The organism is Lelliottia amnigena, from assembly GCF_019047465.1.
Taxonomy (GTDB): domain Bacteria; phylum Pseudomonadota; class Gammaproteobacteria; order Enterobacterales; family Enterobacteriaceae; genus Enterobacter; species Enterobacter amnigenus.
Genome location: NZ_CP077236.1, coordinates 2,847,119 through 2,869,671, shown reverse-complemented (window position 1 = coordinate 2,869,671; position 22,553 = coordinate 2,847,119). Strand labels below are relative to the sequence as shown.

The following is a 22,553-nucleotide window of genomic DNA, read 5'->3' as shown; positions in this document are numbered from 1 at the left end:
CTCAGAAATGCGAAAAGGGCTGACTCGGCTGCCCTGTCTTTCAAAAACGCGATTACTGTTTTGCTGCCGTCATCCAGTCTGGTTTCTGGAAAGCGGTGTAAACATTTTTCGGATCGTCGATAACGGCGCGATACGCCGGGGACTGCACCACCGCCACGATATCTTTGGCGAACGGTTTGTCCGCATCTTCCGTGCGCACGGCAATAATGTTTTTCAGATTTTCGTCGAGGTGTTCCTGCGCCAGGGCGCTGGAGAGATCTAACCCGGCTGCAATCGCAAAGTTCCCGTTGACCAACGCGGCGGTCACGCTATCCAGCGTACGCGGCAGTTGTGCAGCTTCCAGTGGCTTGAACACGAGCCCTTTTGGGTTGCTGGCAATATCACGCTCGGAGGCTTTGGTCGGGTCAATATTGTCTTTGATGGTAATCAGGTTCAGCGATTGCAGGAACCGCAGACCGCGCGCCAGATTGGTTGGGTCATTAGACAGGGTGACGATATCGCCCTTTTTCAGTTCATCCAGGCTTTTAACCTGACGTGAATAAAAGCCCATCCCGGCCGTGGGTACGGTCAGCAGTTTAGTGAGCTTCAACCCTTTATCAGCGGTGAATTTATTGAAATATAAGGAATGCTGGAACAGGTTGGCGTCGATACTGCCGTTGGACAGCGCCATATTCGGCTGCACGTAATCGCTAAATTCACGTACAACCACTTTATAGCCTTTCTCTTTCAGTGAAGGGGCAATCGCCTGCTTCACCATGTCGCCATACGGCCCCGGCGCAACGCCGAAGACGATAGTGTGTGGATCGCTATTAGCGTGAGCGGCCTGCATACCGCAGACCAACAAAAATGCACCGGCAGCGGCGCGAAGCGTGTGACGTAATCCCATGAGATCTCCATTTCAAAGCGGCGTGGCGTTGTGTGAGTGCGCCGTACGATGCGGCACAGTTCCCATTAACATGACACAGATCACAGGCCGCGTCCTTGAAATTATTTCATGATGTTGCTGAATATGTCTTTGAATGTACAGGAGATGAGTTATGCAAAAGGTGAATAAGCAGAGGTCAAAAATGGCAATGCCGGGCGGCAAAACACCGCCCGGACAGACGACTTAGAAGTCGTAACGCAGACGCACCAGGTTCATATCGCCCAGATTGTCGGTGCTGGAGGTAAATACGTGTTCGTAATCAACGCGGAAACCGTAATCCAGCTGGAAGCTGATACCCACGCCGTTATCGATGCGCTGGTAGTTGCGACCATTCACATATTCAATGCGATCGCCCATGAAGTAAGGCTGAACGGATTTCAGTGCATACTGACCCACCGGGATTTTGTAGCCTGCAAAGTACTCAATCCCCCACGCATCACCGGCAAAGTAATCATTCACAGACACTTTTTTGGTGGTCATAAAGTTTTGATACCAGCCGCCACCGACGGAGAAGGTCCAGTTGTCTGGCGTCCAGCTCAGCGCCGTCCCCAGAATGTTCTGGTCGTACGTTTTGCTGTCGCCATTATCCGGGTTACGCATATCCACACGGGTGTAGTTCCACGCTGCGCCCCAGGTCAGGTCGGTGGTCAGATGATAATCCAGACCCAGTGAACCGCCGCCTTTACGCTTATAACGCAGGCCGTTGCCCGGCAGATATTCGCTGTCTTCAAACAGGTAAGAAGCGTAGATATCGGCATCGCCAACGGTTTTTTTGTATTTCAGCATCTGGCGTGAACGATAAGATCCGTCGTAGTCACCGTTGATGCCGTTACCGGAGGCCTGGCCGACCATGTCGTAGTCCCAGATATCGGTCTTCGCGCCCACCACATCATAATAAACGCTGTTCTGTTGACCGAAGGTCAGGGTACCCCAAGTGTCGCTTTTCAGGCCGGTATACAGCATGCGACGAGAGGTATCACGCGCACCCTCGGCATAGTGATGATCCCAGTTGAACTGCGCAGGAATATTCACGCCCAGCTCGTAATAGCTCACCCAGCTAATGTCATCAAACAGGTAATAATCGGCCGCGAAACGGAAACGCGTACCGCCGTCAAAACCATTACGCTTATAGCTATTTTTGCCGTCGTCACCGGTCATATTTTGGAACTGTGGACGAATACTGCCGCCAACGGTGAAGTTGAGACGGCTCAGCGGATTACCCGCCTGAGGATCTTGCTTCAGAACGGTGATTTCTGCTTGAGCTGCGAAAGACATCAATGCCACTGCTGCGCCGATCGTTGTCGCCAGCGCTGTTTTAATTATTGTCATTATTATTCCTTGATAGACACGCTGCTAATTATTTAGCAGCAGAATAATATCCGGAATTAAAGGGATCGTGTGGGCGGGTTTTTAATGTTTCGTGCTACTAAAAAAGAAGAGGTTGTCTTTTTGTGCTACCAAAGGATTACGCACCAGCATATATCCCGGTGCGTAATCATCACATTTAGAAACTATCAGGCAAACTGACGGAACAGCGCTTTGCCTTTGAGCAGACGCGTGCCGAGCCAGCCACCGCATAACGACAGCAACAGCGCGCCGCAAACCGGCAGAATCAGCCACAGACGCCAGTCAGGCTCCCACGGGAAATCAAACACCCGCGTTTGCAACACCGCCAGCGCCGTTTCTGCACCTATCGCCGCCACCAGCCCCGAGACAAATCCCAGCAGCGCAAACTCGCACCACAGCGTGGTGCGCAGCAGTTTTTTACCCGCACCCAGCGTGCGATAAACCACCAGCTCCTGATGGCGCTGACGCATTCCCACCTGCACCTGTGCCAGTAATAACAGCACGCCACAGGCCGTCACCAGCACCACCATCACTTCCAGCGCACGGCTAACCTGCTCCAGTACCTGCCCAACCTGCTTCAGGATGGCGCCGATATCCAGCAGGCTGACCGTCGGGAACTCACGGTTGAGCTGCGTCAGCATGCCGTTACCGTTTTCCCAGCGGAAGCTGGTGAGCCAGCTTTGCGGTTGCCCTTCCAGCGCGCCGGACGGGAAGATAAAGAAGAAATTGGGGCGCAGACTTTCCCAGTCTACTTTGCGCAGGCTGGTCACTTTGGCGCTAAAGTCCTGCGTGTCGCCGGTGAACGTCACCGTATCGCCCAGCCCCACTTTCAGACGCCCTGCCAGCCCCTCTTCCATCGACACTTCGCCCGACTTCGGCGGCCAGCTCCCGGCGGTGATCGGGTTATGATCCGGGCGTTTGTCCTGCCATGTCAGGTTCAGTTCGCGGTTAAGCGACTCATCCTGACTGCCGTCCGTCGTCTGCCCGTTGATTTGCGTCAGGCGTGCACGCACGATCGGATAGAACGACTCCGGCACGATCTGGTGTTCAGACAAGAACCCTTTCAACGGCGTGACCTGTTCCGGCGCGATGTTGATCAGGAAGTAGTTCGGGCTTTCCGGCGGGAGCTGTTGCTGCCAGCGATCGAGCAGATCGCCACGCAGCACCAGCAGCATTGCCAGCAGCATAAACGACAGTGAAAACGCCGACAGCTGGCTGAGCGTGGACCACGGCTGGCGCAGCAGACGGTTTATCGCCAGGCGCACCGGCAACGATTTGACCGTTAGCCCTTTCAGCGCATTGAGCAGCATCCAGCCCAGCACGCCGCACAGCAGCGCCAGTACTACCGCACCGGCCAGCACGGCCCATAGGAGCATGCTGCCGCCCATCAGCCAGGCGAGTAAAATCACCACAACAGCAACAATAATGGGCAGATAGAACTTCATCGGCCAGACGCTGGCGACCGCATCGCGACGCAACACGCGCAGCGGCTGGGTGGCCAGCAACAAACGATACGGGCGCAATCCCACCAGCAACGAAATCACCACCATCGCGCCAATGGACCACAGCCACGGCCACAGGCTGGCAGGGGGGAGCTCCGCTGGCAGAACCGGTTTAAGCAGCAGCATCAGCACTTTTTCAAACAGCAGGCCAATTATCCCGCCCGTGACGGCGGAAAGCGCGAGCACCATCAACCACTGTCCGACGATCAGCTTGCGCAGTTGCGCTCTGCCCGCCCCCAGCGTTTTGAGGATCGCCACCAGATCGTAGCGGCTGCGGCAATAATGCCCCATCGCCACCGCAACGGCGGCCACCGCCAGTAGCATGGTCAGCAGCGCTGAAAGGAGTAAAAATTGCTGCGAACGCTCAAGGGATTTGCCCAGCGCACCGTCGTCCTGCTCAAGACCGATCCAGCGATGCTCTGGTTTTAACTGCGGCAAAAGCCACTTTTCGTAGGACTCAAGCTGAACAGGCGTACCGCCAAACTTGTAGCGCCAGGTGACGCGGCTGCCCGGCTGCACCGCACCGGTTTTTTCCACGTCCGCCGTGTTCATCAACAGGCGAGGTGCCATCTGGAACGGGTTAAAGCCGGAATCGGGTTCCTGAACCACTTCACCTGCGATTTGCAGCGTGGCATCACCCACGTCAATATTGTCCCCGGTTTTGAGATTCAGCAGCGCCATCAGACGCGGGGCCAGCAGCACCGAGCCTACGGTCGGCTTCAGGCCCGGCGGATTGGTCTGCAACTCGCCGTACATCGGATAGACATCGTCGACGGCTTTCACGCTGGCCAGTTGCGGCGTGTCGGCGGCAAACGTCATGGTCTGGAAAGTCAGCTGTTTGCCCACTTTCAGCCCCCGTTTCTGCGCTTCATCAATCCAGGCCTGCGGCACATCGCGCGAGCTGCTCAGCGTTCTGTCGCCCGCCATAAATTCACGGCTTTGCTGACTCAACCCCTTTTCCATGCGATCGCTGACGCTGCCGAGCGCCAGCACGCAGGCCACCGCCAGACTTAGCGCCAGCCAGACAATCAACAGCGAGGGCGAACGCCATTCTCGCCAGAACCAGCGTGCGATCATGCTTCCTCCTGCAACTGCCCGTTAACCAGACGCAGACGGCGATCGCAGCGCGCCGCCAGCTGTGGATCGTGCGTGACCAGAATCAGCGTGGTGCCGTGTTCACGGTTGAGCGAGAACAGCAGATCGGCAATTTTATCCCCGGTCTGCCTGTCCAGATTGCCCGTGGGTTCATCGGCAAACAGGACGTCAGGACGACCATTAAAGGCGCGCGCCAGCGCGACGCGCTGCTGCTCGCCGCCGGAAAGCTGCGCCGGAAGATGATTGAGACGCTTACCCAGCCCAAGCTGCTCCAGCAACGCTTTGGCACTGGCACGGCTCTGGCGGGTATTTTCACCGCGTAGCAGGCCAGGCAGCTCTACGTTTTCCAGCGCATTGAGCGTGGGAATTAGCATGAACGACTGAAAGACAAAACCGATATGTTTTGCCCGCAGCGCTGCACGCGCCTCTTCGTCAAGCTTATGCAAGGGCTGTCCAACAAGATTGACCTCGCCGCTGCTGCCGTCATCCAGACCGGCCAGGATCGCCAGCAACGTGGATTTACCGGAACCGGATTCACCAATCAACGCGATGGTCTGCGCGCGTTTGACAACGAGTTCAACTCCGGTGAGGATGGATAGCTCGTGCTCACCCTGACCGACGGACTTCTTAAGATGATGAACTGCAACAATGTTTTCCGCTGGCATTTGCCCTTCCTGTTTCTGATTCTGATGACGTTTCGCGCCGCGGCGGCGGACACGTTACTGGTGCTGGGTGACAGCCTGAGCGCGGGCTATCGAATGGCGGCTACAGCCGCATGGCCCGCACTGCTCAACGATAAATGGCAAACTAAAACGCCGGTACTGAATGCCAGCATCAGCGGCGATACTTCGCAGCAGGGGCTTGCGCGCCTGCCTGCCCTGCTCAAACAACATCAACCGCGCTGGGTACTGGTGGAGCTGGGCGGTAACGACGGGTTACGCGGTTTCCAGCCGCAGCAGACTGAACAAACGCTGCGCAAAATCATTCAGGATATTCAGGCCGCCAATGCGCAACCGCTATTAATGCAAATTCGACTGCCCGCTAACTACGGTCGCCGTTATAATGAGTCCTTTAGCGCCATCTATCCCAAGCTTGCCAAAGAATTCGATATTCCGCTGCTGCCATTTTTCATGGAAGAGGTCTATCTGAAGCCGCAATGGATGCAGGATGACGGGATACACCCCAATCGCGACGCCCAGCCGTTTATCGCCGACTGGATGGCAACACGGCTGGCCCCACTAGTTAAACATGACTCTTAATTCAGCGGAGATCCTGACAGGTAAAGTTATGCAAAAATCGGTCTTAATAACAGGATGTTCCAGCGGAATTGGCCTCGAAAGCGCCCTCGAACTTAAACGCCAGGGATTTTGGGTGTTGGCCGCTTGCCGAAAACCCGAAGACGTCGAACGGATGAACAACAAAGGCTTTAAGGGCGTTTTACTGGATCTGGACTCCTCAGAGAGTATTGAACAGGCCGCCGCCGACGTGATCGCCCTGACCGGAAATCGTTTATACGGTCTGTTTAATAATGCAGGCTACGGCGTTTATGGCCCTTTGCAAACCATTTCACGCGAACAGTTAGAACGGCAGTTTTCAGCCAATTTCTTTGGCATCCACCAGCTCACGATGGCGCTGTTACCGGCTATGTTGCCGCACGGTGAAGGCCGTATCGTGATGACCTCTTCGGTGATGGGGCTGATTTCTACCCCAGGCCGCGGCGCCTACGCCGCGAGTAAATATGCGCTGGAAGCCTGGTCTGACGCACTGCGTATGGAACTGCGTCATAGCGGCATCAAAGTCAGTCTTATTGAACCAGGCCCCATTCGCACGCGCTTCACCGAAAACGTCAACCAGACGCAAACGGATAAACCGGTTGAAAATCCCGGTATTGCTGCACGTTTTACCCTGGGTCCAGAGGCAGTTGTTGCTAAAGTGCGCCATGCTTTCGAGAGCGATCGTCCCAAATTACGCTATCCGGTGACGCTGGTCACCCATGCCGTCGGCTGGCTAAAACGGCTGCTGCCAGGCCGCATGATGGATAAAATTTTACACGGTTGAGTTGAAGCCTCGCTCCTCACCCCCATGTATTTATCAAACCGATAAAAGAGAATGCCGTATGTCCGTACAGAATATCGTCAACATTACCGAAGCTAACCTGCAGCAGACCCTGGAATTGTCGATGACAAAACCGGTGCTGTTCTATTTCTGGTCTGAACGCAGCCAGCACTGCCTGGAGCTGACGCCAGTTCTGGAAAGCCTTGCAGCCCAGTACAATGGACAGTTCGTTCTGGCAAAACTGGATTGTGACGCCGAGCAAAGGGTGGCCTCGCAGTTTGGCCTGCGCGCCATTCCTACCGTCTATCTGTTCCAGAACGGTCAACCGGTGGATGGCTTCCAGGGTCCGCAGCCTGAAGAAGCGGTTCGCGCTCTGCTGGATAAAGTGTTACCGCGTGAAGAAGAGCTGAAAGCCCAACAGGCGCTGGAACTGATTCAGGAAGGGAAACACGATGAAGCGCTGCCGCTGCTGAAAGAGGCGTGGCAGCTGTCGAATCAGGACAGCCAGATTGGTCTGCTGCTGGCACAAACGCAGATCGAGCTGAACCGTTCTGAAGACGCCGAAGCGGTGTTAAAAACCATTCCACTGCAGGATCAAGACACGCGCTATCAGGGTTTGCTCGCGAAGATTGACCTGCTGAAACAGGCTGCCGACACGCCGGAAATCCAGCAACTGCAGCAGCAAGTGGCGAACAACCCAGACGACGCCGCACTGGCGAGTCAACTGGCGTTGCAGCTGCATCAGGTGGGTCGTAACGAAGAAGCGCTCGAACTGTTGTTCAGCCATCTGAAAACCGATCTGGCTGCCGCCGATGGTCAAGCGCGTAAAATGTTCCAGGAAATTCTGGCGGCGTTGGGCACGGGCGATGCGCTGGCGTCTAAATACCGTCGTCAGCTGTACGCGCTGCTGTACTAACATAAAGTCCCCTCTTCTCGACACGGAGAGGGGAAATTCCCCGTTGAGCACTGAAACTATTCGCTCAACGTTTTTGCCTGATACAACACCCCCACGCTTCTCATTGCCTCTCTCACATGATTAACCTGCCACCCCTTCCCTTGATGAATTTCTGCGGCGACCGAATATTGTAGCCACGTTAATGGATTAGGGGCGAATTCCCCTGCAATAGCCGATATACTAATGTTCAACAAACGAACAATTTTTGCTATGACACGGACTGCTAAACAGGAGGTTTTTATATGTTGATCGTTATCCCTATCCTTATTTTCGTCGCACTGGTGATCGTCGGTGCAGGCGTAAAGATCGTGCCGCAGGGTTATCAGTGGACGGTGGAACGCTTCGGACGCTATACCAATACTCTTCAGCCGGGCTTAAGTCTCGTGGTCCCGTTTATGGATCGTATCGGACGTAAGATCAACATGATGGAACAGGTGCTCGATATCCCCTCGCAGGAGATCATTTCGAAAGATAACGCCAACGTCACCATTGACGCCGTCTGTTTTATTCAGGTGATCGACGCCCCGAAAGCCGCTTATGAAGTCAGCAATCTTGAGTCGGCAATCATGAACCTGACGATGACCAACATTCGTACCGTACTCGGCTCCATGGAGCTGGACGAAATGCTCTCTCAGCGCGACAGCATCAATACGCGCCTGCTGCATATTGTTGATGAAGCGACCAATCCGTGGGGCATTAAAGTCACGCGTATTGAGATCCGCGACGTACGCCCACCCGCAGAGCTGATTTCGTCAATGAACGCGCAGATGAAAGCTGAACGTACCAAACGTGCTTATATTCTTGAGGCCGAGGGTATCCGCCAGGCCGAAATTCTCAAAGCCGAAGGGGAAAAACAGTCCCAGATCTTAAAGGCGGAAGGTGAGCGTCAGTCCGCATTCTTGCAGGCGGAAGCGCGCGAACGTTCTGCCGAGGCCGAAGCCCGCGCCACGCAAATGGTTTCTGAAGCTATCGCGGCAGGAGACATTCAGGCCGTGAATTACTTTATCGCGCAGAAATACACCGATGCGTTGCAGCAGATTGGCTCAGCCAATAACAGCAAAGTCGTGATGATGCCGCTTGATGCCAGTAGCCTGATGGGTTCCATCGCTGGTATCGCGGAACTGGTCAAAGACAGCGGAAACGAGCGCAAAAAATGATTGAGATGATTACGGCACACCCGCACGTCTTTTGGCTCAGCCTGGGTGGCCTATTGCTGGCAGCCGAAATGCTTGGCGGCAATGGGTATCTGCTGTGGAGCGGCGTGGCGGCGGTGATGACTGGCCTGCTGGTCTGGCTGCTGCCGTTCGGTTGGGAGTGGCAAGGCGCACTCTTTGCCGTACTGACGCTGGTTGCAGCGTGGCTGTGGTGGCGATGGCTAAACCGCCAGGTGCGCAGCCAAAAGCCCGCCGACGCCGCGCTCAATCAGCGCGGACAACAGCTGGTGGGTAAACGCTACACGCTGGACGATACGCTAGTCAATGGTCGCGGCCATGTGCGCATCGGCGACAGTTCATGGCCGGTCATCGCTGATGAGGATCTGATCGCCGGAACCCGCGTAGAAGTGATTGCGGTTGAAGGGATCACGCTTCGCGTCAAAGCCAGTTAAGACCCCGTCTTACGATGGCAGCAGCCGGAAAGATTATCAATAATCGGACATTCGGCGCTGTCATCCCCTGGGCAGGACTCCGCCAGTGCCAGCAGCTGTTCACGCATTGCCTGTAACTCAACAATGTGGCGTTCGATCTCCGCCACCTTTTCCAGCGTTCTGCTTTTCACATCCGCGCTATGGCGTTTGGGATCGTTGAACAGATTAACGAGTTCGCCGCACTCTTCAAGATTGAACCCCACCTGGCGGGCCTGGCGCAATAGCGTGAGCTCATCCAGATGCAGTTGCGTGTAGCTGCGATAGCCGTTTTCGCTACGCAACGGCGGTGTCACCAGCCCTTTCTCTTCATAAAAACGAATCGCCTTGCTGGTCAGTCCGGTTTTTTTCGCCACATCACTGATATTCACATTTCCCCCTTGACCTTAACCTTACTGGAAGGTTTAACCTTTATAGTATCCTTTTAAAGCCTAAATAATTCGAGTTACATAAAGGCGGCAAGACTGAGAATCCCCAGAGCTTACTCAAGTAAGTGACTAGGGTGAGCAAGCGCAGCCAACGCACAGGCAACTCGAATTATGACGGGTTTATTGGTCAATCGTTGACCGGATAACTATACAGGAGTTTTGTTATGTCTCACACAATCAACCTGACGCTGGATGGCCTCACCTGCGGTCACTGCGTTAAACGCGTTAAAGAGAGCCTGGAGCAACGCCCGGACGTTGACCATGCTGAAGTGACCGTTGAGCACGCAGAAGTGACCGGCAGCGCGAGCGCCGATGCGCTGATCGACACCATCAAACAAGCCGGATACGGGGCGGAGCTCAGCCACCCAAAGGCTAACCCGCTGACAGAGTCATCAATCCCGTCGGAAGCACTGACAGCGGACACCCCTGAGCTTCCGGCAGCCAGCGATATTGATGACAGCCAGCAGCTGTTGATCAATGGCATGAGCTGCGCCAGCTGCGTCTCCCGCGTACAAAAAGCCTTGCAGGCCGTACCGGGTGTGTCGCAGGCACGGGTAAACCTCGCGGAACGCACTGCGCTGATTATGGGCAGTGCGTCCGCAGCAGAATTAGTCCAGGCGGTTGAAAAAGCGGGTTACGGCGCCGAGGCGATTGAAGATGAAGCCGAGCGCCGTGAACGCCAGCAGGAAACCGCCCTCGCTACCATGAAACGTTTTCGCTGGCAGGCGATAGTCGCGCTGCTGGTGGGTATTCCGGTGATGGTGTGGGGCATGCTCGGCGACAACATGATGGTCACCGACGAGAACCGCACGCTGTGGCTGGTGATTGGTGTGGTAACGCTCGGAGTCATGGTTTTTGCTGGCGGACATTTTTATACCAGCGCCTGGAAAAGCCTGAAGAATCGCACCGCCACCATGGATACGCTGGTGGCGCTGGGAACGGGCGCAGCATGGCTCTACTCGATGAGTGTGAACGTTTGGCCGCAATGGTTCCCGATGGAAGCGCGTCATCTCTATTACGAAGCGAGCGCGATGATTATCGGCCTGATCAATCTGGGCCACATGCTTGAAGCCCGCGCGCGTCAGCGCTCATCAAAAGCGCTGGAACGATTGCTCGACTTAACGCCGCCATCCGCGCGTGTCGTGACGGATGACGGTGAAAAAACGCTGCCGCTTGCAGACGTGCAGCCGGGAATGACGCTGCGTCTCACCACTGGCGACCGCGTCCCGGTGGACGGCGAAATCACGCAAGGCGAAGCCTGGCTGGATGAAGCCATGCTCACCGGTGAACCGATCCCGCAGCAAAAAGGCGCGGGTGACGCGGTACATGCCGGAACCGTGGTACAGGACGGCAGCGTGCTGTTCCGCGCCAGCGCGGTGGGCAGCCACACCACCCTGTCGCGCATCATTCGCATGGTGCGTCAGGCGCAAAGCAGTAAGCCGGAAATCGGGCAACTGGCCGATAAAATCTCCGCCATTTTTGTGCCGGTCGTCGTAGGTATCGCGCTGTTCAGTGCCGCCATTTGGTATTTCTTCGGCCCCGCCCCGCAAATTGTGTACACGCTGGTGATCGCAACGACGGTGCTGATTATCGCCTGCCCTTGCGCACTCGGTCTGGCGACGCCAATGTCGATTATTTCCGGCGTGGGCCGTGCCGCGGAGTTTGGCGTGCTGGTTCGCGATGCCGATGCGCTCCAGCGGGCGAGCACGCTCGATACATTGGTGTTTGATAAAACCGGTACGTTAACGGAAGGCCGACCGCAGGTTGTGGCGGTGCGGACAGTTAACCTTGCGGATACCGACGCGCTACGTCTGGCGGCAGCACTTGAACAAGGCTCCAGCCATCCGCTGGCAAGGGCGATTATCGAGAAAGCCGGTAACGCGACGCTGCCGCAGGTGGATAATTTCCGCACGCTGCGCGGTTTGGGCGTGAGTGGCGACGTGGAAAATCGCGCTGTGCTGCTCGGCAATCAGGCGTTGTTGCACGAAAATAGCATTGATACCGCAGCGCTGGACGATGAACTGAAAGCTCAGGCTTCGCAGGGTGCGACGCCGGTTCTGCTGGCGGTTGACGGCAAAGCGGTTGCACTGTTTGCCATTCGCGATCCGCTGCGTCAGGACAGCGTAGCCGCGCTTCAGCGTCTGCATCGCGCGGGCTACCGGCTGGTGATGCTGACCGGCGATAACCCCACGACGGCCAGCGCCATCGCCAAAGAGGCAGGTATTGACGAGGTGATTGCAGGCGTAATGCCGGACGGTAAAGCTGACGCCATCAAAACGCTGCAAAGTCAGGGCCGTCAGGTGGCAATGATCGGCGATGGCATCAACGATGCCCCTGCGCTAGCGCAGGCGGATGTCGGGATTGCGATGGGCGGCGGAAGCGACGTGGCGATTGAAACCGCGGCTATTACGCTGATGCGCCACAGCCTGATGGGCGTGGCTGACGCGCTGGCGATTTCAAAAGCCACTTTGCGCAATATGAAGCAAAACTTGCTCGGTGCGTTTATCTATAACGCGTTCGGTATTCCGATTGCTGCCGGCATTTTATGGCCGCTAACCGGAACCTTGCTGAACCCGGTTGTCGCGGGGGCCGCCATGGCGCTCTCCTCCATCACCGTGGTGAGTAACGCCAACCGGCTCCTGCGCTTTACGCCGAAGGATTGAACCTTAACCTCCTACGCGCTAGCATGAACCTTTGCATTCATGGAGCGCGTATGAGCCTGTTTAATCGTATAAAAACCACATTCCGCGCTCGATTTCCCCGCCGTTATCCCTGGCCGGGACTGGATAGGGTGCTCTCTGGCGGGCAGCATTTGCATCTGATCGGCAGCATCCATATGGGCACGCGTGACATGTCACCGCTGCCGCCCGCGCTGGTTGAAAAACTGAGTACCGCCGATGCGCTGATCGTTGAGGCGGATATTTCCGGCAACGAATCCCCCTTTGCCAACCTTGATATTCCGCCGCCTCTCAACGAACGACTCAGCGAAACGCAGCTAAGCGAACTTGAACGCGTCGCCGATGAACTGGGGCTTGCCCTGTCGATGCTCGAAACCCAGCCGCTATGGCAAATCGCCATGGTATTGCAGGCCACGCAGGCTCAGCGCCTGGGATTACGCGGCGAATACGGTATCGACTATCAACTCCTCACCGCCGCGCGCGCCAGAAATCTCAGAGTTATTGAGCTGGAAGGCGCTGAAAGTCAGATTGCGCTGCTGCGCCAGCTTCCGGGCGACGGGTTGTCGCTGCTGGATGATACGTTAACGCACTGGCACACCAACGCGCGGCTATTACAGATGATGATGAGCTGGTGGCTGGAGTCGCCGCCCGCAGACGGCAAGCTTGAGCTGCCCTCGACGTTTAGCGAATCGCTGTATGATGTGTTGATGCATGAGCGTAATCAGGCCTGGCAAAAAACCTTGCAGGCGTTGCCCGCCGGGCACTATGTGGTTGCCGTCGGCGCGCTGCATTTATACGGGGAAGGGAATTTGCCGTCGCTGTTAAAATAAAAAAATGGCCAATATTTCTATTGGCCCGTCAAAGAGGAATTTCATCGTTATTATTATGCCGAAGGAGACCTTCGGTTGAGCCGATTGTCGCTCAAAGTCATCATCTCCGCCAATACTATTGCGCAAGATGGTGCTATTTTTTAGACAGCCGTCAGGCGTATGCTGAACGCGAAAATTGTCTGTCGTCAGAAGGATCACTATGACTCCCGCCGTTAAATTACTCGAAAAAAACAACATTCCTTTCCGTATTCATACCTACGACCATGATCCCGCCGAAACTAACTTTGGTGACGAAGTGGTGCGCAAGCTGGAGCTGAATGCCGACCAGGTTTATAAAACGCTGCTGGTGGCCGTGAATGGCGATATGAAACATCTTGCGGTGGCGGTCACGCCCGTCGCGGGCCAGCTGGATTTGAAAAAAGTCGCCAAAGCGTTGGGCGCGAAAAAGGTCGATATGGCGGACCCGATGGTAGCGCAGCGCACCACGGGATATCTGGTCGGCGGTATCAGCCCGCTCGGCCAGAAAAAGCGCCTGCCCACTCTGATCGATGCCCCTTCCCAGACGTTTGAAACAATCTTTATTTCAGGCGGAAAGCGCGGACTGGATATTGAGCTTGCAGCAGGCGATTTAGCGAAAATACTCGGGGCCCAATTTGCGGATATTGCGCGGCGGGAGTGATCCTGCTGCGCATAAAAAGGGCGTTACGGGTGACGTCAGTTTGGGCGCGGACAGCACGCAGGAACCGGAGCGTACAGAGAGTACGTGAGGATCCCGGACACTGCCCGCGTTCAAAATAGCGAACGAGTTTGCTCTGTTACTGCCAGCTCACCTCGCCTTTCGGCTCATACGCATTCACATCCAGCGGTGAATTTTGCTGGATAAACTGCTTCAGCACTTCGGCATCAATAAAACCGGTGTTCACGTAGCCCGGTTTATCATCGATATGCGGATACCCGTCACCGCCAGTGGCGTTAAAGCTTAGCGTCGCCATGCGGTAGGTTTTGGCGGGATCAACCGGTTCGCCTTTGATCTTCAGATCGTTCAGCTTGCCGTCCTTCGCGGTAAAACTGACGTTAGCAAACTGCGGATAGGCACCGGAGTCAGGCTTCATTTGCGCCACGGCGGTCAGATAATCGATCACCTCTTTACCGCTCATATCGGCGTATACCACGATGTTGCCAAACGGCTGCACCTTGAGCACATCTTTGTAGGTAATATCACCGCCATCAATGGAATCGCGAATGCCGCCGCCGCTCATCACCGCAAAATCAGCACCGGTGCGTGCCATTTGCGCTGCCAGCAACAGATGTCCCATATTGGTTTGCACAAAGCGAACTTTGCTGCGATCCCCTTCCAGACGACCATTAATAGTGCCGATCTTCACATCCAGCTGCGCTTTGCCTTTATTCTGGAAAGGCGTCAGAAGCGACAGCATTTGGGCGTTTTCGGCAATTTCAGGCGTGTAAAGTACGCGCTCACTTTTGCCATCATCGTAAGTTACTTTTTTCTTCAGATTCACCGGAATCAGCTGATAATTAACCAGTTTCATCTCGCCGTTGCGGAATTCAAAGTCAGCACGGCCAACGTATTTGCCCCACTCGTGAGCCTGAACAATCCAGATCCCGTTCTGACGATCGGGAGCACATGGCGTTCCCGGCACGTAATCGACCTGCTTTTTATTCTCAGCAGCCATGCAAACCGGGTTTTGTGAGTGACCACCCACAATCATTGCCAGCGCGCCTTCTGGCAGACTGCGCGCCATTTCCACATCACCCGGCGCGTTCGAGCCGTGGTCGCCGTTATCGTAATGCCCCATATGGGTTGTCGCGATAATCACGTCCGGCTTTTCGTTTTGATTCAGCTCCTGAATCACCAGCTTTGCTTCGTCAGCCGGTTTACGAAATTCGATGTCCGTAAAATATTCCGGGTTGCCGATTTTCGCGGTGTCATCGGTGGTTAAACCGATCACGGCAATTTTTAAATCTTCCCTTTTGAATAATGCCCAAGGCTTAAACAGGCGTTCGCCGGTACTTTTTTGATAAATATTGGCGGACAGGAACGGGAATTTAGACCACTTTTCCTGCTGGCGCAGCACGGTTAACGGATTATCAAATTCATGGTTGCCGACGGCCATCGCGTCATAACCAATTAAATTCATGCCGCGGAAATCGGGTTCCGCGTCCTGTAAATCGGACTCCGGTACGCCGGTATTAATGTCGCCGCCAGAGAGCAATAATACGCTGCCGCCCTGCGCCGCCACATCTTTGCGAATCCCGTCCACCAGCGTTTTTTGCGCCGACAGACCATATTCACCGTATTCACTGCGCCAGAAATGACCGTGATGGTCATTGGTGTGCAGAATAGTGATTTTGTAGGTTTTATCTTTTTCGTATGCCTGCGCTGACTGGCTTGCCAACGCCCATGTGGCTATCAGCGCCAATGCGACGCCTCGCTTCATTAACTTCATATTCTCGCTCCCTGACTAAAAGACAAACGCAAAAATTACAATGAGTAAGAAGAATAGACAAATATGTTTTCAGAATTGCGACTTTCCTCAACTCTCACGGAAAGGTATGTTAGCCAGATAATAATGACATCCTGCATTTCTTATAAATAAAAGACGTGGAATTTTATGGCAATCAGTGAATCAACCCAGCCCGTCACGGGCTCTCCGGCGTCACCGCCAAAAGCGCGCACCTCATTTGGTATTTTGGGCGCGATCAGTTTGTCACATCTGCTGAACGATATGATTCAATCGCTGATTCTGGCGATTTATCCCCTGTTGCAGTCAGAATTTTCATTAACCTTCGTTCAGATCGGAATGATTACGCTGACCTTCCAGATGGCATCGTCTCTGTTACAGCCTGTCGTGGGCTACTGGACAGATAAATATCCGATGCCGTGGTCGCTGCCGATTGGGATGTGTTTCACTCTCAGCGGGCTGGTGCTGCTGGCGCTAGCCGGTAGCTTTGAGATGGTCCTGGTGGCTGCGGCACTGGTCGGGACGGGCTCGTCGGTATTCCATCCGGAATCCTCGCGGGTGGCGCGTATGGCCTCGGGGGGTCGTCACGGTCTGGCCCAGTCGCTGTTCCAGGTGGGCGGCAACTTCGGTAGCTCGCTCGGTCCATTGCTGGCCGCCGTCATCATTGCGCCATACGGAAAAGGTAATGTGGCCTGGTTTGGGCTGGCCGCGCTGCTGGCGATTGTCGTATTGATACAGATCAGCCGTTGGTATTCTGCACAACATCGGGTGAACAAAGGAAAACCGCAGGTCGCCGTAGTGAATCCGTTGCCGCGCGACAAGGTTATTCTGGCCGTGGGAATACTGTTAGTGCTGATTTTCTCTAAATATTTCTATATGGCGAGCATCAGCAGCTATTACACCTTTTATCTGATGGAAAAATTCGGATTATCGGTACAAAACGCGCAGTTTCACTTGTTTGCGTTCTTGTTCGCGGTTGCAGCCGGTACGGTGATTGGCGGCCCTGTCGGCGATAAAATTGGGCGTAAATACGTGATTTGGGGCTCTATCCTCGGCGTTGCGCCGTTTACCCTTATTTTACCCTACGCATCCCTTGAATGGACGGGCATTTTAACCGTGATAATTGGTTTTATCCTCGCCTCTGCGTTTTCAGCCATTCTGGTATATGCCCAGGAGCTGATGCCGGGACGTATCGGTATGGTTTCTGGACTGTTTTTCGGCTTCGCTTTTGGGATGGGAGGCCTTGGCGCCGCCGTTCTGGGGCTGGTTGCTGACCATACCAGTATCTTCCTGGTCTATAAAATCTGTGCTTTCCTGCCACTTCTGGGGATACTGACCATATTCCTGCCTGATTATCGGCATAAGGCCTAGTTTCTCTGCGGCCAAAGTCAAACTTTGGCCGCACTCAAAGCCTACTGCTGTAAGGCTTCCCTCTCGCTCCTCGTGTTAATTTGTCCTAATCTGCTTTTTTTAACGCTTATTGCTGTTTTATTCAAATTTCAACAATTATTCATAAACATAAGGGTCAAAATTGTCATAAACTATTAATCGGGTTTTTGGCATTCACGCCAAAAATGGATCACCACACGACGAAAGGAGACGGAATGCATCACGCCACACCGCTTATCACCACCATTGTTGGTGGTCTTGTGCTCGCTTTTATCCTTGGCATGCTTGCCAATAAGTTACGTATTTCTCCTCTCGTGGGCTATTTATTAGCAGGTGTGCTGGCCGGTCCGTTTACGCCCGGCTTTGTGGCAGATACCAAACTGGCACCAGAACTGGCGGAATTAGGCGTGATTCTGCTGATGTTTGGCGTGGGTCTTCATTTCTCCCTGAAGGATTTGATGGCGGTAAAGGCCATCGCCATCCCCGGTGCGATCGCCCAGATAGGCGTGGCGACGTTATTGGGTATGGCGCTTTCTGCGATGCTGGGCTGGCCGCTGATGACCGGCATTGTGTTTGGATTGTGTCTCTCAACCGCCAGTACCGTGGTGCTGCTGCGCGCGCTTGAAGAACGGCAGCTTATCGACAGCCAGCGCGGGCAAATTGCCATCGGCTGGCTGATTGTTGAAGATTTGGTGATGGTGCTGACGCTGGTTCTGCTGCCTGCCGTCGCCGGGATGCTTGAAAAAGATAACGTCGGCTTCGCTTCGCTGGCGCTGGATATGAGTATCACCATTGGGAAAGTGATCGCGTTTATCGCCATCATGATGGTCGTGGGCCGCCGTCTGGTCCCCTGGATTATGTCACGCAGCGCCGCCACCGGCTCACGCGAACTGTTTACCCTTTCCGTGCTGGCGCTGGCGCTGGGCATTGCCTTCGGGGCAGTCGAATTCTTTGACGTCTCCTTTGCTCTGGGCGCATTCTTCGCCGGGATGGTGTTGAACGAGTCAGAACTCAGCCACCGCGCAGCGCACGATACGCTGCCGCTACGCGATGCATTTGCGGTGCTGTTCTTTGTCTCCGTCGGCATGCTGTTCGACCCGTGGATCCTGTTAGAGCAACCGCTGGCAGTGCTGGCAACCCTGGCGATTATTATCTTTGGTAAATCCATTGTCGCGTTCCTTCTGGTACGCATGTTTGGTCACTCTCCGCGTACCGCGCTGACCATCGCGGCAAGTCTGGCGCAGATTGGTGAGTTCGCCTTTATCCTGGCGGGCCTGGGCATGGCGCTGAACCTGCTGCCGCAGGCCGGGCAAAATCTGGTGCTGGCAGGCGCGATACTCTCCATTATGCTCAACCCGGTGCTGTTTGCGGTGCTGGAAAAATATCTCGATAAAACCGAGACGCTGGAAGAGCAGACGCTGGAAGAGGCGACCGAAGAAGAGAAACAGATCCCAGTGGATATCTGTAACCACGCGCTGCTGGTCGGGTTTGGCCGCGTCGGTAGCCTGCTCGGCGAGAAGCTGCTGGCTCAGGGCGTTCCACTGGTGGTTATCGAGACATCACGTTCCCGCGTGGATGAACTCCGTGCACGCGGTATCCGTGCCGTGTTAGGCAACGCCGCTAACGAAGAGATCATGAATCTGGCACACCTGGACTGCGCGCGCTGGCTGCTGCTGACCATTCCAAATGGTTACGAGGCAGGCGAGATTGTCGCGACGGCGCGTGAGAAATGCCCGACGATTGAAATTATCGCCCGTGCGCATTATGACGATGAGGTGGAGTACATTACCGAACGCGGTGCAAATCAGGTGGTGATGGGCGAGCGCGAGATTGCCAATACCATGATTACGCTGATTGAAAAGCCGCCGATTGAAGAAGCGGTGACGGGGTAAGATTATTGCGGCCTGATGCCTTCACCCCGCCCCTATTCCACAGGGAAAAGGGAATACCGAGCCACGATGAGATGCACCGAACGGTTCCCTCTCCCTTAGGGAGAGGGTTGGGGATTATCTTTTAGCGATCCCAGTACGACTCTTCGAGACTGTCTTCCCGCTCCGGCAGCCCACGCGTTAAGCGCGGGGAATGCTGATTCAACACCTGATAGCTAACGCGGTTCGCGTATTTACATACCTGTGCCAGCGACGAATAGGTCAGCCAGCTGAATTTGTGCTTGCTGGAGTTCGGGACGTTAGAGCGGTGATAGGCATTCGCGGTGATGTCGTGCAGCAGTGCCGCCAGCGCACCATCGCCCGCGCCGTTGGTGTTCATGATCTTCTCCGGCCCGCCCATGTATGGCGCGATATGGGAGAAAATGCGCAGTGGATTTTCACACTCTTTGTGGCGCATCGCGCGGCTGAATTCATACTGGTTGAACTCGGCAATCGCGCCCGGCAATAACGGATGCTGGGTTTTGCGTTTGCTCTCTTCTTCCGTAAAGCCCGCCATAAACAGCCCCACAGGACCGGCGGTACAGAGCACTAAATCAACCCAATCCAGCGCTTTATCAGACGCCAGCAGCGGATCGCTTTCGCCGGTCAACGCTTCGGCCTCTTCTTCATTCATCGCCAGAATGGAGACATGCTCTTTCAGGAACGCCTGCCACCACTCCGGGTTATCAGCGATCACGAATTTAGTCCCCAGCGTCAACACCACCGGGACATTATATTTCTTCGCATATTCAATCGCCTGCATGGTCGCTTCCGGCATCGGCTCGCCAGGCTTACAACGCACCAGATAGGAGGTCAACACCAGTGCAGACGCGCCCGCGATCACCTCTTCCGGGATGCTCTCCGCGCGCAGCTTATTCATGTGGCCTGGGCTGATGGCAAACGTGCGCTCGCCGGAATCGCTAATGAGCGTAAAACAGCGGCCAATCGCTCCGTCAACGCCCTGAAGATAGTTCAGGTCGGTACGGCTGGAGGTGTTGCAAAGATAGCGGTAGGCATAGCCGCCGATTTCAATATTGCTGCACATCACGCCCAGCAGGACCGAACGGTCATCCGCCAGCACGGAATAGTTGTGCATAGTGTTCCCGATAGTGCCACCGGCAAACTGATGGGTGATCAGGTTTTCGCGCACCAGCTCCTGGTACAGCGCCTCAGCGACATCATCTTCTATCACCAGCGAATGGCCGGAACTTAGCCCATAGCGTGCGACAAACGCATCATCCACTTTTGCTTCAATGTCGACCAGCGTCTGATCGATACCGACCACCCACGCCGCGCTGGTTTCATTTTCTGGCTGAATCTGTTGCAGGAGGGGATCGCGTGCGTTGACGGGGAAATAGTGCTTGGATTTGCGCTTACCGGGAAATTTCATTTTCAGGGCTACGAGTGACTAATGGGCCGGAAATGGTAGCACAAACCCGGCCCAATACGCGATTATCGACGCGTCGTTACCAGTGAAACCATCATCTCGATATGCTCTGGCGAATCATTCAGAGCTGGAATGTATTCGTACTTCTCGCCGCCAGCTTCGAGGAAAAACTCCCGGTTCTGCACCGCGATCTCTTCCAGCGTTTCCAGACAGTCCGCCGAAAAGCCAGGCGACATCACCTGAACGTGCTTCACGCCCTTTTCACCGAGCATTTTCAGGGTTTCATCGGTGTAAGGTGTCAGCCAGGGTTCGCGACCAAAGCGAGACTGGAAGGTCATCATCACTTTTTCCGGTGGCAGGCCGAGAGCCGAAACCAGTTCGCGCGTGGTGTCGCGACAGCGCTGCGGATAGTCATCGCCTTCGTCGGCATAACGCTGCGGAATCCCGTGATAGGAGAGTAAAAGCAGATCCGGCTCGCCGTGCCTAGCGAACGATGCGCGCGCGCGGTTCACCAGGGCCGCAATGTACATCTCATCATCAGCGTAATCGCGGATAAAGGTGATGCCGGGAATATGACGACGAGTGGCGAGAATGCGCGCCAGCTCATCCCAAACCGCAGCGACCGTTGAGCAGGAATATTGCGGATACAGTGCCAGCACCACAATATGCTCAACGTCCTGTGACAGCAGGTTTTCGACCGCACTTTCCAGGGACGGTTTGCCATAGCTCATGCCGAGTGCAACGGGCATGTCGGGCAATCGGGCGGCAAGCGCTCTCTCCTGACGACGGCTGTAGACCATCAGCGGAGAGCCCTCATCCATCCACACGGACTGATAAAGTTTGGCAACGCGTGGGGAGCGAATAGGCAGAATGACGCCACGCAGCAGCGGCCACCACAAGACGCGTGGGGTATCGACGACGCGCGTGTCGCTTAAAAACTGTCGCAGGTAACGCTTAACTGCCGCTGGAGTGGGTGCTTCTGGAGTGCCCAGATTGGCAAGCAGGATGCCGGTTTTCGCCTGACTCATTCACGCCTCTTAACCATTTGAATGGCTGATGATTGTAACTGAAAAGCGTGTAAACGGAACCCATTGCTGCGATAGGTACTGGTGAGAATATTTCTCACCCAGAGAGCTCCGGGTGAGAGGAGCGTGATTAGCCGAGGATTTTTTCCAGCTCTGCACGCACTTCAGCGACCGGCCTGGTGCCGTCAACTTTCGCGTATTGGGTGTTACCCGCCTGCGCTTCTTTAGAGTAGTAGCCAATCAGCGGCGCGGTCATCTGATGGTATTCCACCAGGCGTTTACGCACGGTCTCTTCCTGATCGTCTTTACGCGTGGTCAGCTCTTCGCCAGTCACGTCATCTTTACCTTCAACCTTTGGTGGGTTGAATTTGATGTGGTAAACGCGGCCAGAAGCAGCATGCACGCGACGACCGATAATACGATCAACGATCAGCTCGTCAGGAACGGCAAATTCCAGAACGTAATCCACGTTGATACCCGCTTCTTTCATGGCGTCAGCCTGCGGAATGGTACGCGGGAAGCCGTCCAGCAGGAAACCGTTACGGCAATCTTCCTGAGTGATGCGTTCTTTTACCAGGGCGATAACCAGTTCGTCAGTCACCAGTTTGCCAGCGTCCATGATGTCTTTCGCTTTTTTACCCAGCTCGGAGCCAGATTTAACAGCGGCACGCAGCATGTCACCCGTAGAGATTTGCGGAATACCGTATTTCTCCATGATGAACTGAGCCTGAGTTCCTTTACCCGCGCCCGGAGCGCCAAGCAGAATAATACGCATTGCGAAAATCCCCTCAAAAGTTGGTTCAATTTTTCAAAAGCGCTAAACAATACCATCAGAACGGGTATGGCTCAAGGAAGGCAGGGAGGCTGAAACGGTTAACGGGGGG

General features: G+C 55.1%; 19 protein-coding genes. 10 read left to right on the top strand and 9 right to left on the bottom strand.

Features of this window, described 5'->3' with window-relative positions; genetic code table 11:
• Positions 1-52 precede the first annotated feature (52 nt).
• The 4 genes from I6L74_RS13395 to ybbA all read right to left on the bottom strand — a co-directional run bounded on the left by I6L74_RS13395 (position 53) and on the right by ybbA (position 5,534).
• Positions 53-886 carry a MetQ/NlpA family ABC transporter substrate-binding protein gene (locus tag I6L74_RS13395; RefSeq protein WP_059177956.1) on the bottom strand — a complete coding sequence of 278 codons (834 nt, stop codon included), beginning with the start codon at positions 884-886 and terminating at the stop codon, positions 53-55.
• A gap of 222 nt (positions 887-1,108) precedes the next feature.
• Complete coding sequence (locus tag I6L74_RS13390) at positions 1,109-2,254, bottom strand: porin (protein WP_059177955.1); 1,146 nt, start codon at positions 2,252-2,254, stop codon at positions 1,109-1,111.
• Positions 2,255-2,439: 185 nt separating this feature from the next.
• Positions 2,440-4,851, bottom strand: a complete 2,412-nt coding sequence (gene ybbP / locus I6L74_RS13385) for a putative ABC transporter permease subunit YbbP (protein ID WP_059177954.1) — start codon at positions 4,849-4,851, stop codon at positions 2,440-2,442.
• Entirely contained in the window at positions 4,848-5,534 is a 687-nt protein-coding gene (ybbA, locus tag I6L74_RS13380; protein ID WP_059177953.1) for a putative ABC transporter ATP-binding protein YbbA, read from the bottom strand. The genes ybbP and ybbA overlap by 4 nt, the downstream gene beginning before the upstream one ends.
• Between ybbA and tesA the strand changes: the two genes are divergently transcribed.
• From tesA to I6L74_RS13355, 5 genes are all read left to right on the top strand, one after another.
• Complete coding sequence (gene tesA, locus I6L74_RS13375) at positions 5,505-6,128, top strand: multifunctional acyl-CoA thioesterase I/protease I/lysophospholipase L1 (protein ID WP_041689607.1); 624 nt, start codon at positions 5,505-5,507, stop codon at positions 6,126-6,128. The two genes, ybbA and tesA, sit on opposite strands and share 30 nt — an antisense overlap.
• On the top strand, positions 6,118-6,927 hold the full coding sequence (locus I6L74_RS13370; protein ID WP_096759508.1) for an SDR family oxidoreductase: 810 nt from the start codon (positions 6,118-6,120) through the stop codon (positions 6,925-6,927). Before tesA ends, I6L74_RS13370 begins: the two co-directional genes overlap by 11 nt.
• Before the next feature lie 58 nt (positions 6,928-6,985).
• Complete coding sequence (locus tag I6L74_RS13365; RefSeq protein ID WP_059177951.1) at positions 6,986-7,840, top strand: co-chaperone YbbN; 855 nt, start codon at positions 6,986-6,988, stop codon at positions 7,838-7,840.
• Between the two features lie 281 nt (positions 7,841-8,121).
• Positions 8,122-9,036, top strand: coding sequence for an SPFH domain-containing protein (locus I6L74_RS13360; RefSeq protein WP_012016369.1), 915 nt, complete (start codon positions 8,122-8,124; stop codon positions 9,034-9,036).
• Positions 9,033-9,485, top strand: coding sequence for an NfeD family protein (locus tag I6L74_RS13355; RefSeq protein ID WP_059177950.1), 453 nt, complete (start codon positions 9,033-9,035; stop codon positions 9,483-9,485). The genes I6L74_RS13360 and I6L74_RS13355 overlap by 4 nt, the downstream gene beginning before the upstream one ends.
• Here I6L74_RS13355 and cueR read toward each other — a convergent pair.
• Positions 9,482-9,892 carry a Cu(I)-responsive transcriptional regulator gene (gene cueR, locus I6L74_RS13350; protein ID WP_059177949.1) on the bottom strand — a complete coding sequence of 137 codons (411 nt, stop codon included), beginning with the start codon at positions 9,890-9,892 and terminating at the stop codon, positions 9,482-9,484. The genes I6L74_RS13355 and cueR overlap by 4 nt on opposite strands.
• 221 nt (positions 9,893-10,113) lie before the next feature.
• Between cueR and copA the strand changes: the two genes are divergently transcribed.
• The 3 genes from copA (at position 10,114) to ybaK (ending at position 14,136) form a co-directional block, all read left to right on the top strand.
• Positions 10,114-12,612 (top strand): copper-exporting P-type ATPase CopA, encoded by a 2,499-nt coding sequence (gene copA, locus I6L74_RS13345; protein ID WP_059177948.1) that lies wholly within the window; start codon positions 10,114-10,116, stop codon positions 12,610-12,612.
• A gap of 50 nt (positions 12,613-12,662) precedes the next feature.
• A complete protein-coding gene (locus tag I6L74_RS13340; protein WP_059177947.1) occupies positions 12,663-13,457 on the top strand; it encodes a TraB/GumN family protein in 795 nt (264 codons plus the stop codon).
• A gap of 199 nt (positions 13,458-13,656) precedes the next feature.
• The gene (gene ybaK / locus I6L74_RS13335) at positions 13,657-14,136 is read left to right on the top strand and encodes a Cys-tRNA(Pro)/Cys-tRNA(Cys) deacylase YbaK (RefSeq protein WP_059177945.1); all 480 of its coding nucleotides are present in this window, start codon (positions 13,657-13,659) and stop codon (positions 14,134-14,136) included.
• Between the two features lie 136 nt (positions 14,137-14,272).
• Here the strand turns inward: ybaK and ushA are convergent, their stop codons facing one another.
• Positions 14,273-15,925: a bifunctional UDP-sugar hydrolase/5'-nucleotidase UshA gene (ushA, locus tag I6L74_RS13330; RefSeq protein WP_059177944.1), complete on the bottom strand. Its 1,653-nt coding sequence runs from the start codon at positions 15,923-15,925 to the stop codon at positions 14,273-14,275.
• Between the two features lie 165 nt (positions 15,926-16,090).
• On the opposite strand from ushA, the gene I6L74_RS13325 reads away from it, so the two are divergent.
• Together I6L74_RS13325 and ybaL are read left to right on the top strand one after the other, a co-directional pair.
• Positions 16,091-17,311, top strand: a complete 1,221-nt coding sequence (locus I6L74_RS13325; protein ID WP_059177943.1) for an MFS transporter — start codon at positions 16,091-16,093, stop codon at positions 17,309-17,311.
• 233 nt (positions 17,312-17,544) lie between these two features.
• Positions 17,545-19,221: a YbaL family putative K(+) efflux transporter gene (gene ybaL / locus I6L74_RS13320; RefSeq protein WP_059177942.1), complete on the top strand. Its 1,677-nt coding sequence runs from the start codon at positions 17,545-17,547 to the stop codon at positions 19,219-19,221.
• Between the two features lie 121 nt (positions 19,222-19,342).
• Here ybaL and I6L74_RS13315 read toward each other — a convergent pair whose 3' ends face one another.
• The 3 genes from I6L74_RS13315 to adk form a co-directional block, all read right to left on the bottom strand.
• Positions 19,343-20,647, bottom strand: coding sequence for an inosine/guanosine kinase (locus tag I6L74_RS13315; protein WP_059177941.1), 1,305 nt, complete (start codon positions 20,645-20,647; stop codon positions 19,343-19,345).
• Between the two features lie 62 nt (positions 20,648-20,709).
• A complete protein-coding gene (gene hemH / locus I6L74_RS13310; protein WP_059177940.1) occupies positions 20,710-21,672 on the bottom strand; it encodes a ferrochelatase in 963 nt (320 codons plus the stop codon).
• A 127-nt stretch (positions 21,673-21,799) separates the two neighbouring features.
• On the bottom strand, positions 21,800-22,444 hold the full coding sequence (adk, locus tag I6L74_RS13305; protein ID WP_059177939.1) for an adenylate kinase: 645 nt from the start codon (positions 22,442-22,444) through the stop codon (positions 21,800-21,802).
• Positions 22,445-22,553: the final 109 nt, after the last annotated feature.

Excerpts from the sequence above, each read along its gene's own strand:
- I6L74_RS13325 (WP_059177943.1), top strand. The coding sequence starts at position 16,091 with ATGGCAATCAGTGAATCAACCCAGCCCGTCACGGGCTCTCCGGCGTCA.
- ushA (WP_059177944.1), bottom strand. The coding sequence starts at position 15,925 with ATGAAGTTAATGAAGCGAGGCGTCGCATTGGCGCTGATAGCCACATGG.
- ybaL (WP_059177942.1), top strand. The coding sequence starts at position 17,545 with ATGCATCACGCCACACCGCTTATCACCACCATTGTTGGTGGTCTTGTG.
- copA (WP_059177948.1), top strand. The coding sequence starts at position 10,114 with ATGTCTCACACAATCAACCTGACGCTGGATGGCCTCACCTGCGGTCAC.
- I6L74_RS13360 (WP_012016369.1), top strand. The coding sequence starts at position 8,122 with ATGTTGATCGTTATCCCTATCCTTATTTTCGTCGCACTGGTGATCGTC.
- tesA (WP_041689607.1), top strand. The coding sequence starts at position 5,505 with ATGAACTGCAACAATGTTTTCCGCTGGCATTTGCCCTTCCTGTTTCTG.
- hemH (WP_059177940.1), bottom strand. The coding sequence starts at position 21,672 with ATGAGTCAGGCGAAAACCGGCATCCTGCTTGCCAATCTGGGCACTCCA.
- ybaK (WP_059177945.1), top strand. The coding sequence starts at position 13,657 with ATGACTCCCGCCGTTAAATTACTCGAAAAAAACAACATTCCTTTCCGT.
- ybbA (WP_059177953.1), bottom strand. The coding sequence starts at position 5,534 with ATGCCAGCGGAAAACATTGTTGCAGTTCATCATCTTAAGAAGTCCGTC.
- I6L74_RS13370 (WP_096759508.1), top strand. The coding sequence starts at position 6,118 with ATGACTCTTAATTCAGCGGAGATCCTGACAGGTAAAGTTATGCAAAAA.
- I6L74_RS13395 (WP_059177956.1), bottom strand. The coding sequence starts at position 886 with ATGGGATTACGTCACACGCTTCGCGCCGCTGCCGGTGCATTTTTGTTG.
- I6L74_RS13390 (WP_059177955.1), bottom strand. The coding sequence starts at position 2,254 with ATGACAATAATTAAAACAGCGCTGGCGACAACGATCGGCGCAGCAGTG.
- I6L74_RS13365 (WP_059177951.1), top strand. The coding sequence starts at position 6,986 with ATGTCCGTACAGAATATCGTCAACATTACCGAAGCTAACCTGCAGCAG.
- I6L74_RS13315 (WP_059177941.1), bottom strand. The coding sequence starts at position 20,647 with ATGAAATTTCCCGGTAAGCGCAAATCCAAGCACTATTTCCCCGTCAAC.
- I6L74_RS13340 (WP_059177947.1), top strand. The coding sequence starts at position 12,663 with ATGAGCCTGTTTAATCGTATAAAAACCACATTCCGCGCTCGATTTCCC.
- I6L74_RS13355 (WP_059177950.1), top strand. The coding sequence starts at position 9,033 with ATGATTGAGATGATTACGGCACACCCGCACGTCTTTTGGCTCAGCCTG.
- ybbP (WP_059177954.1), bottom strand. The coding sequence starts at position 4,851 with ATGATCGCACGCTGGTTCTGGCGAGAATGGCGTTCGCCCTCGCTGTTG.
- adk (WP_059177939.1), bottom strand. The coding sequence starts at position 22,444 with ATGCGTATTATTCTGCTTGGCGCTCCGGGCGCGGGTAAAGGAACTCAG.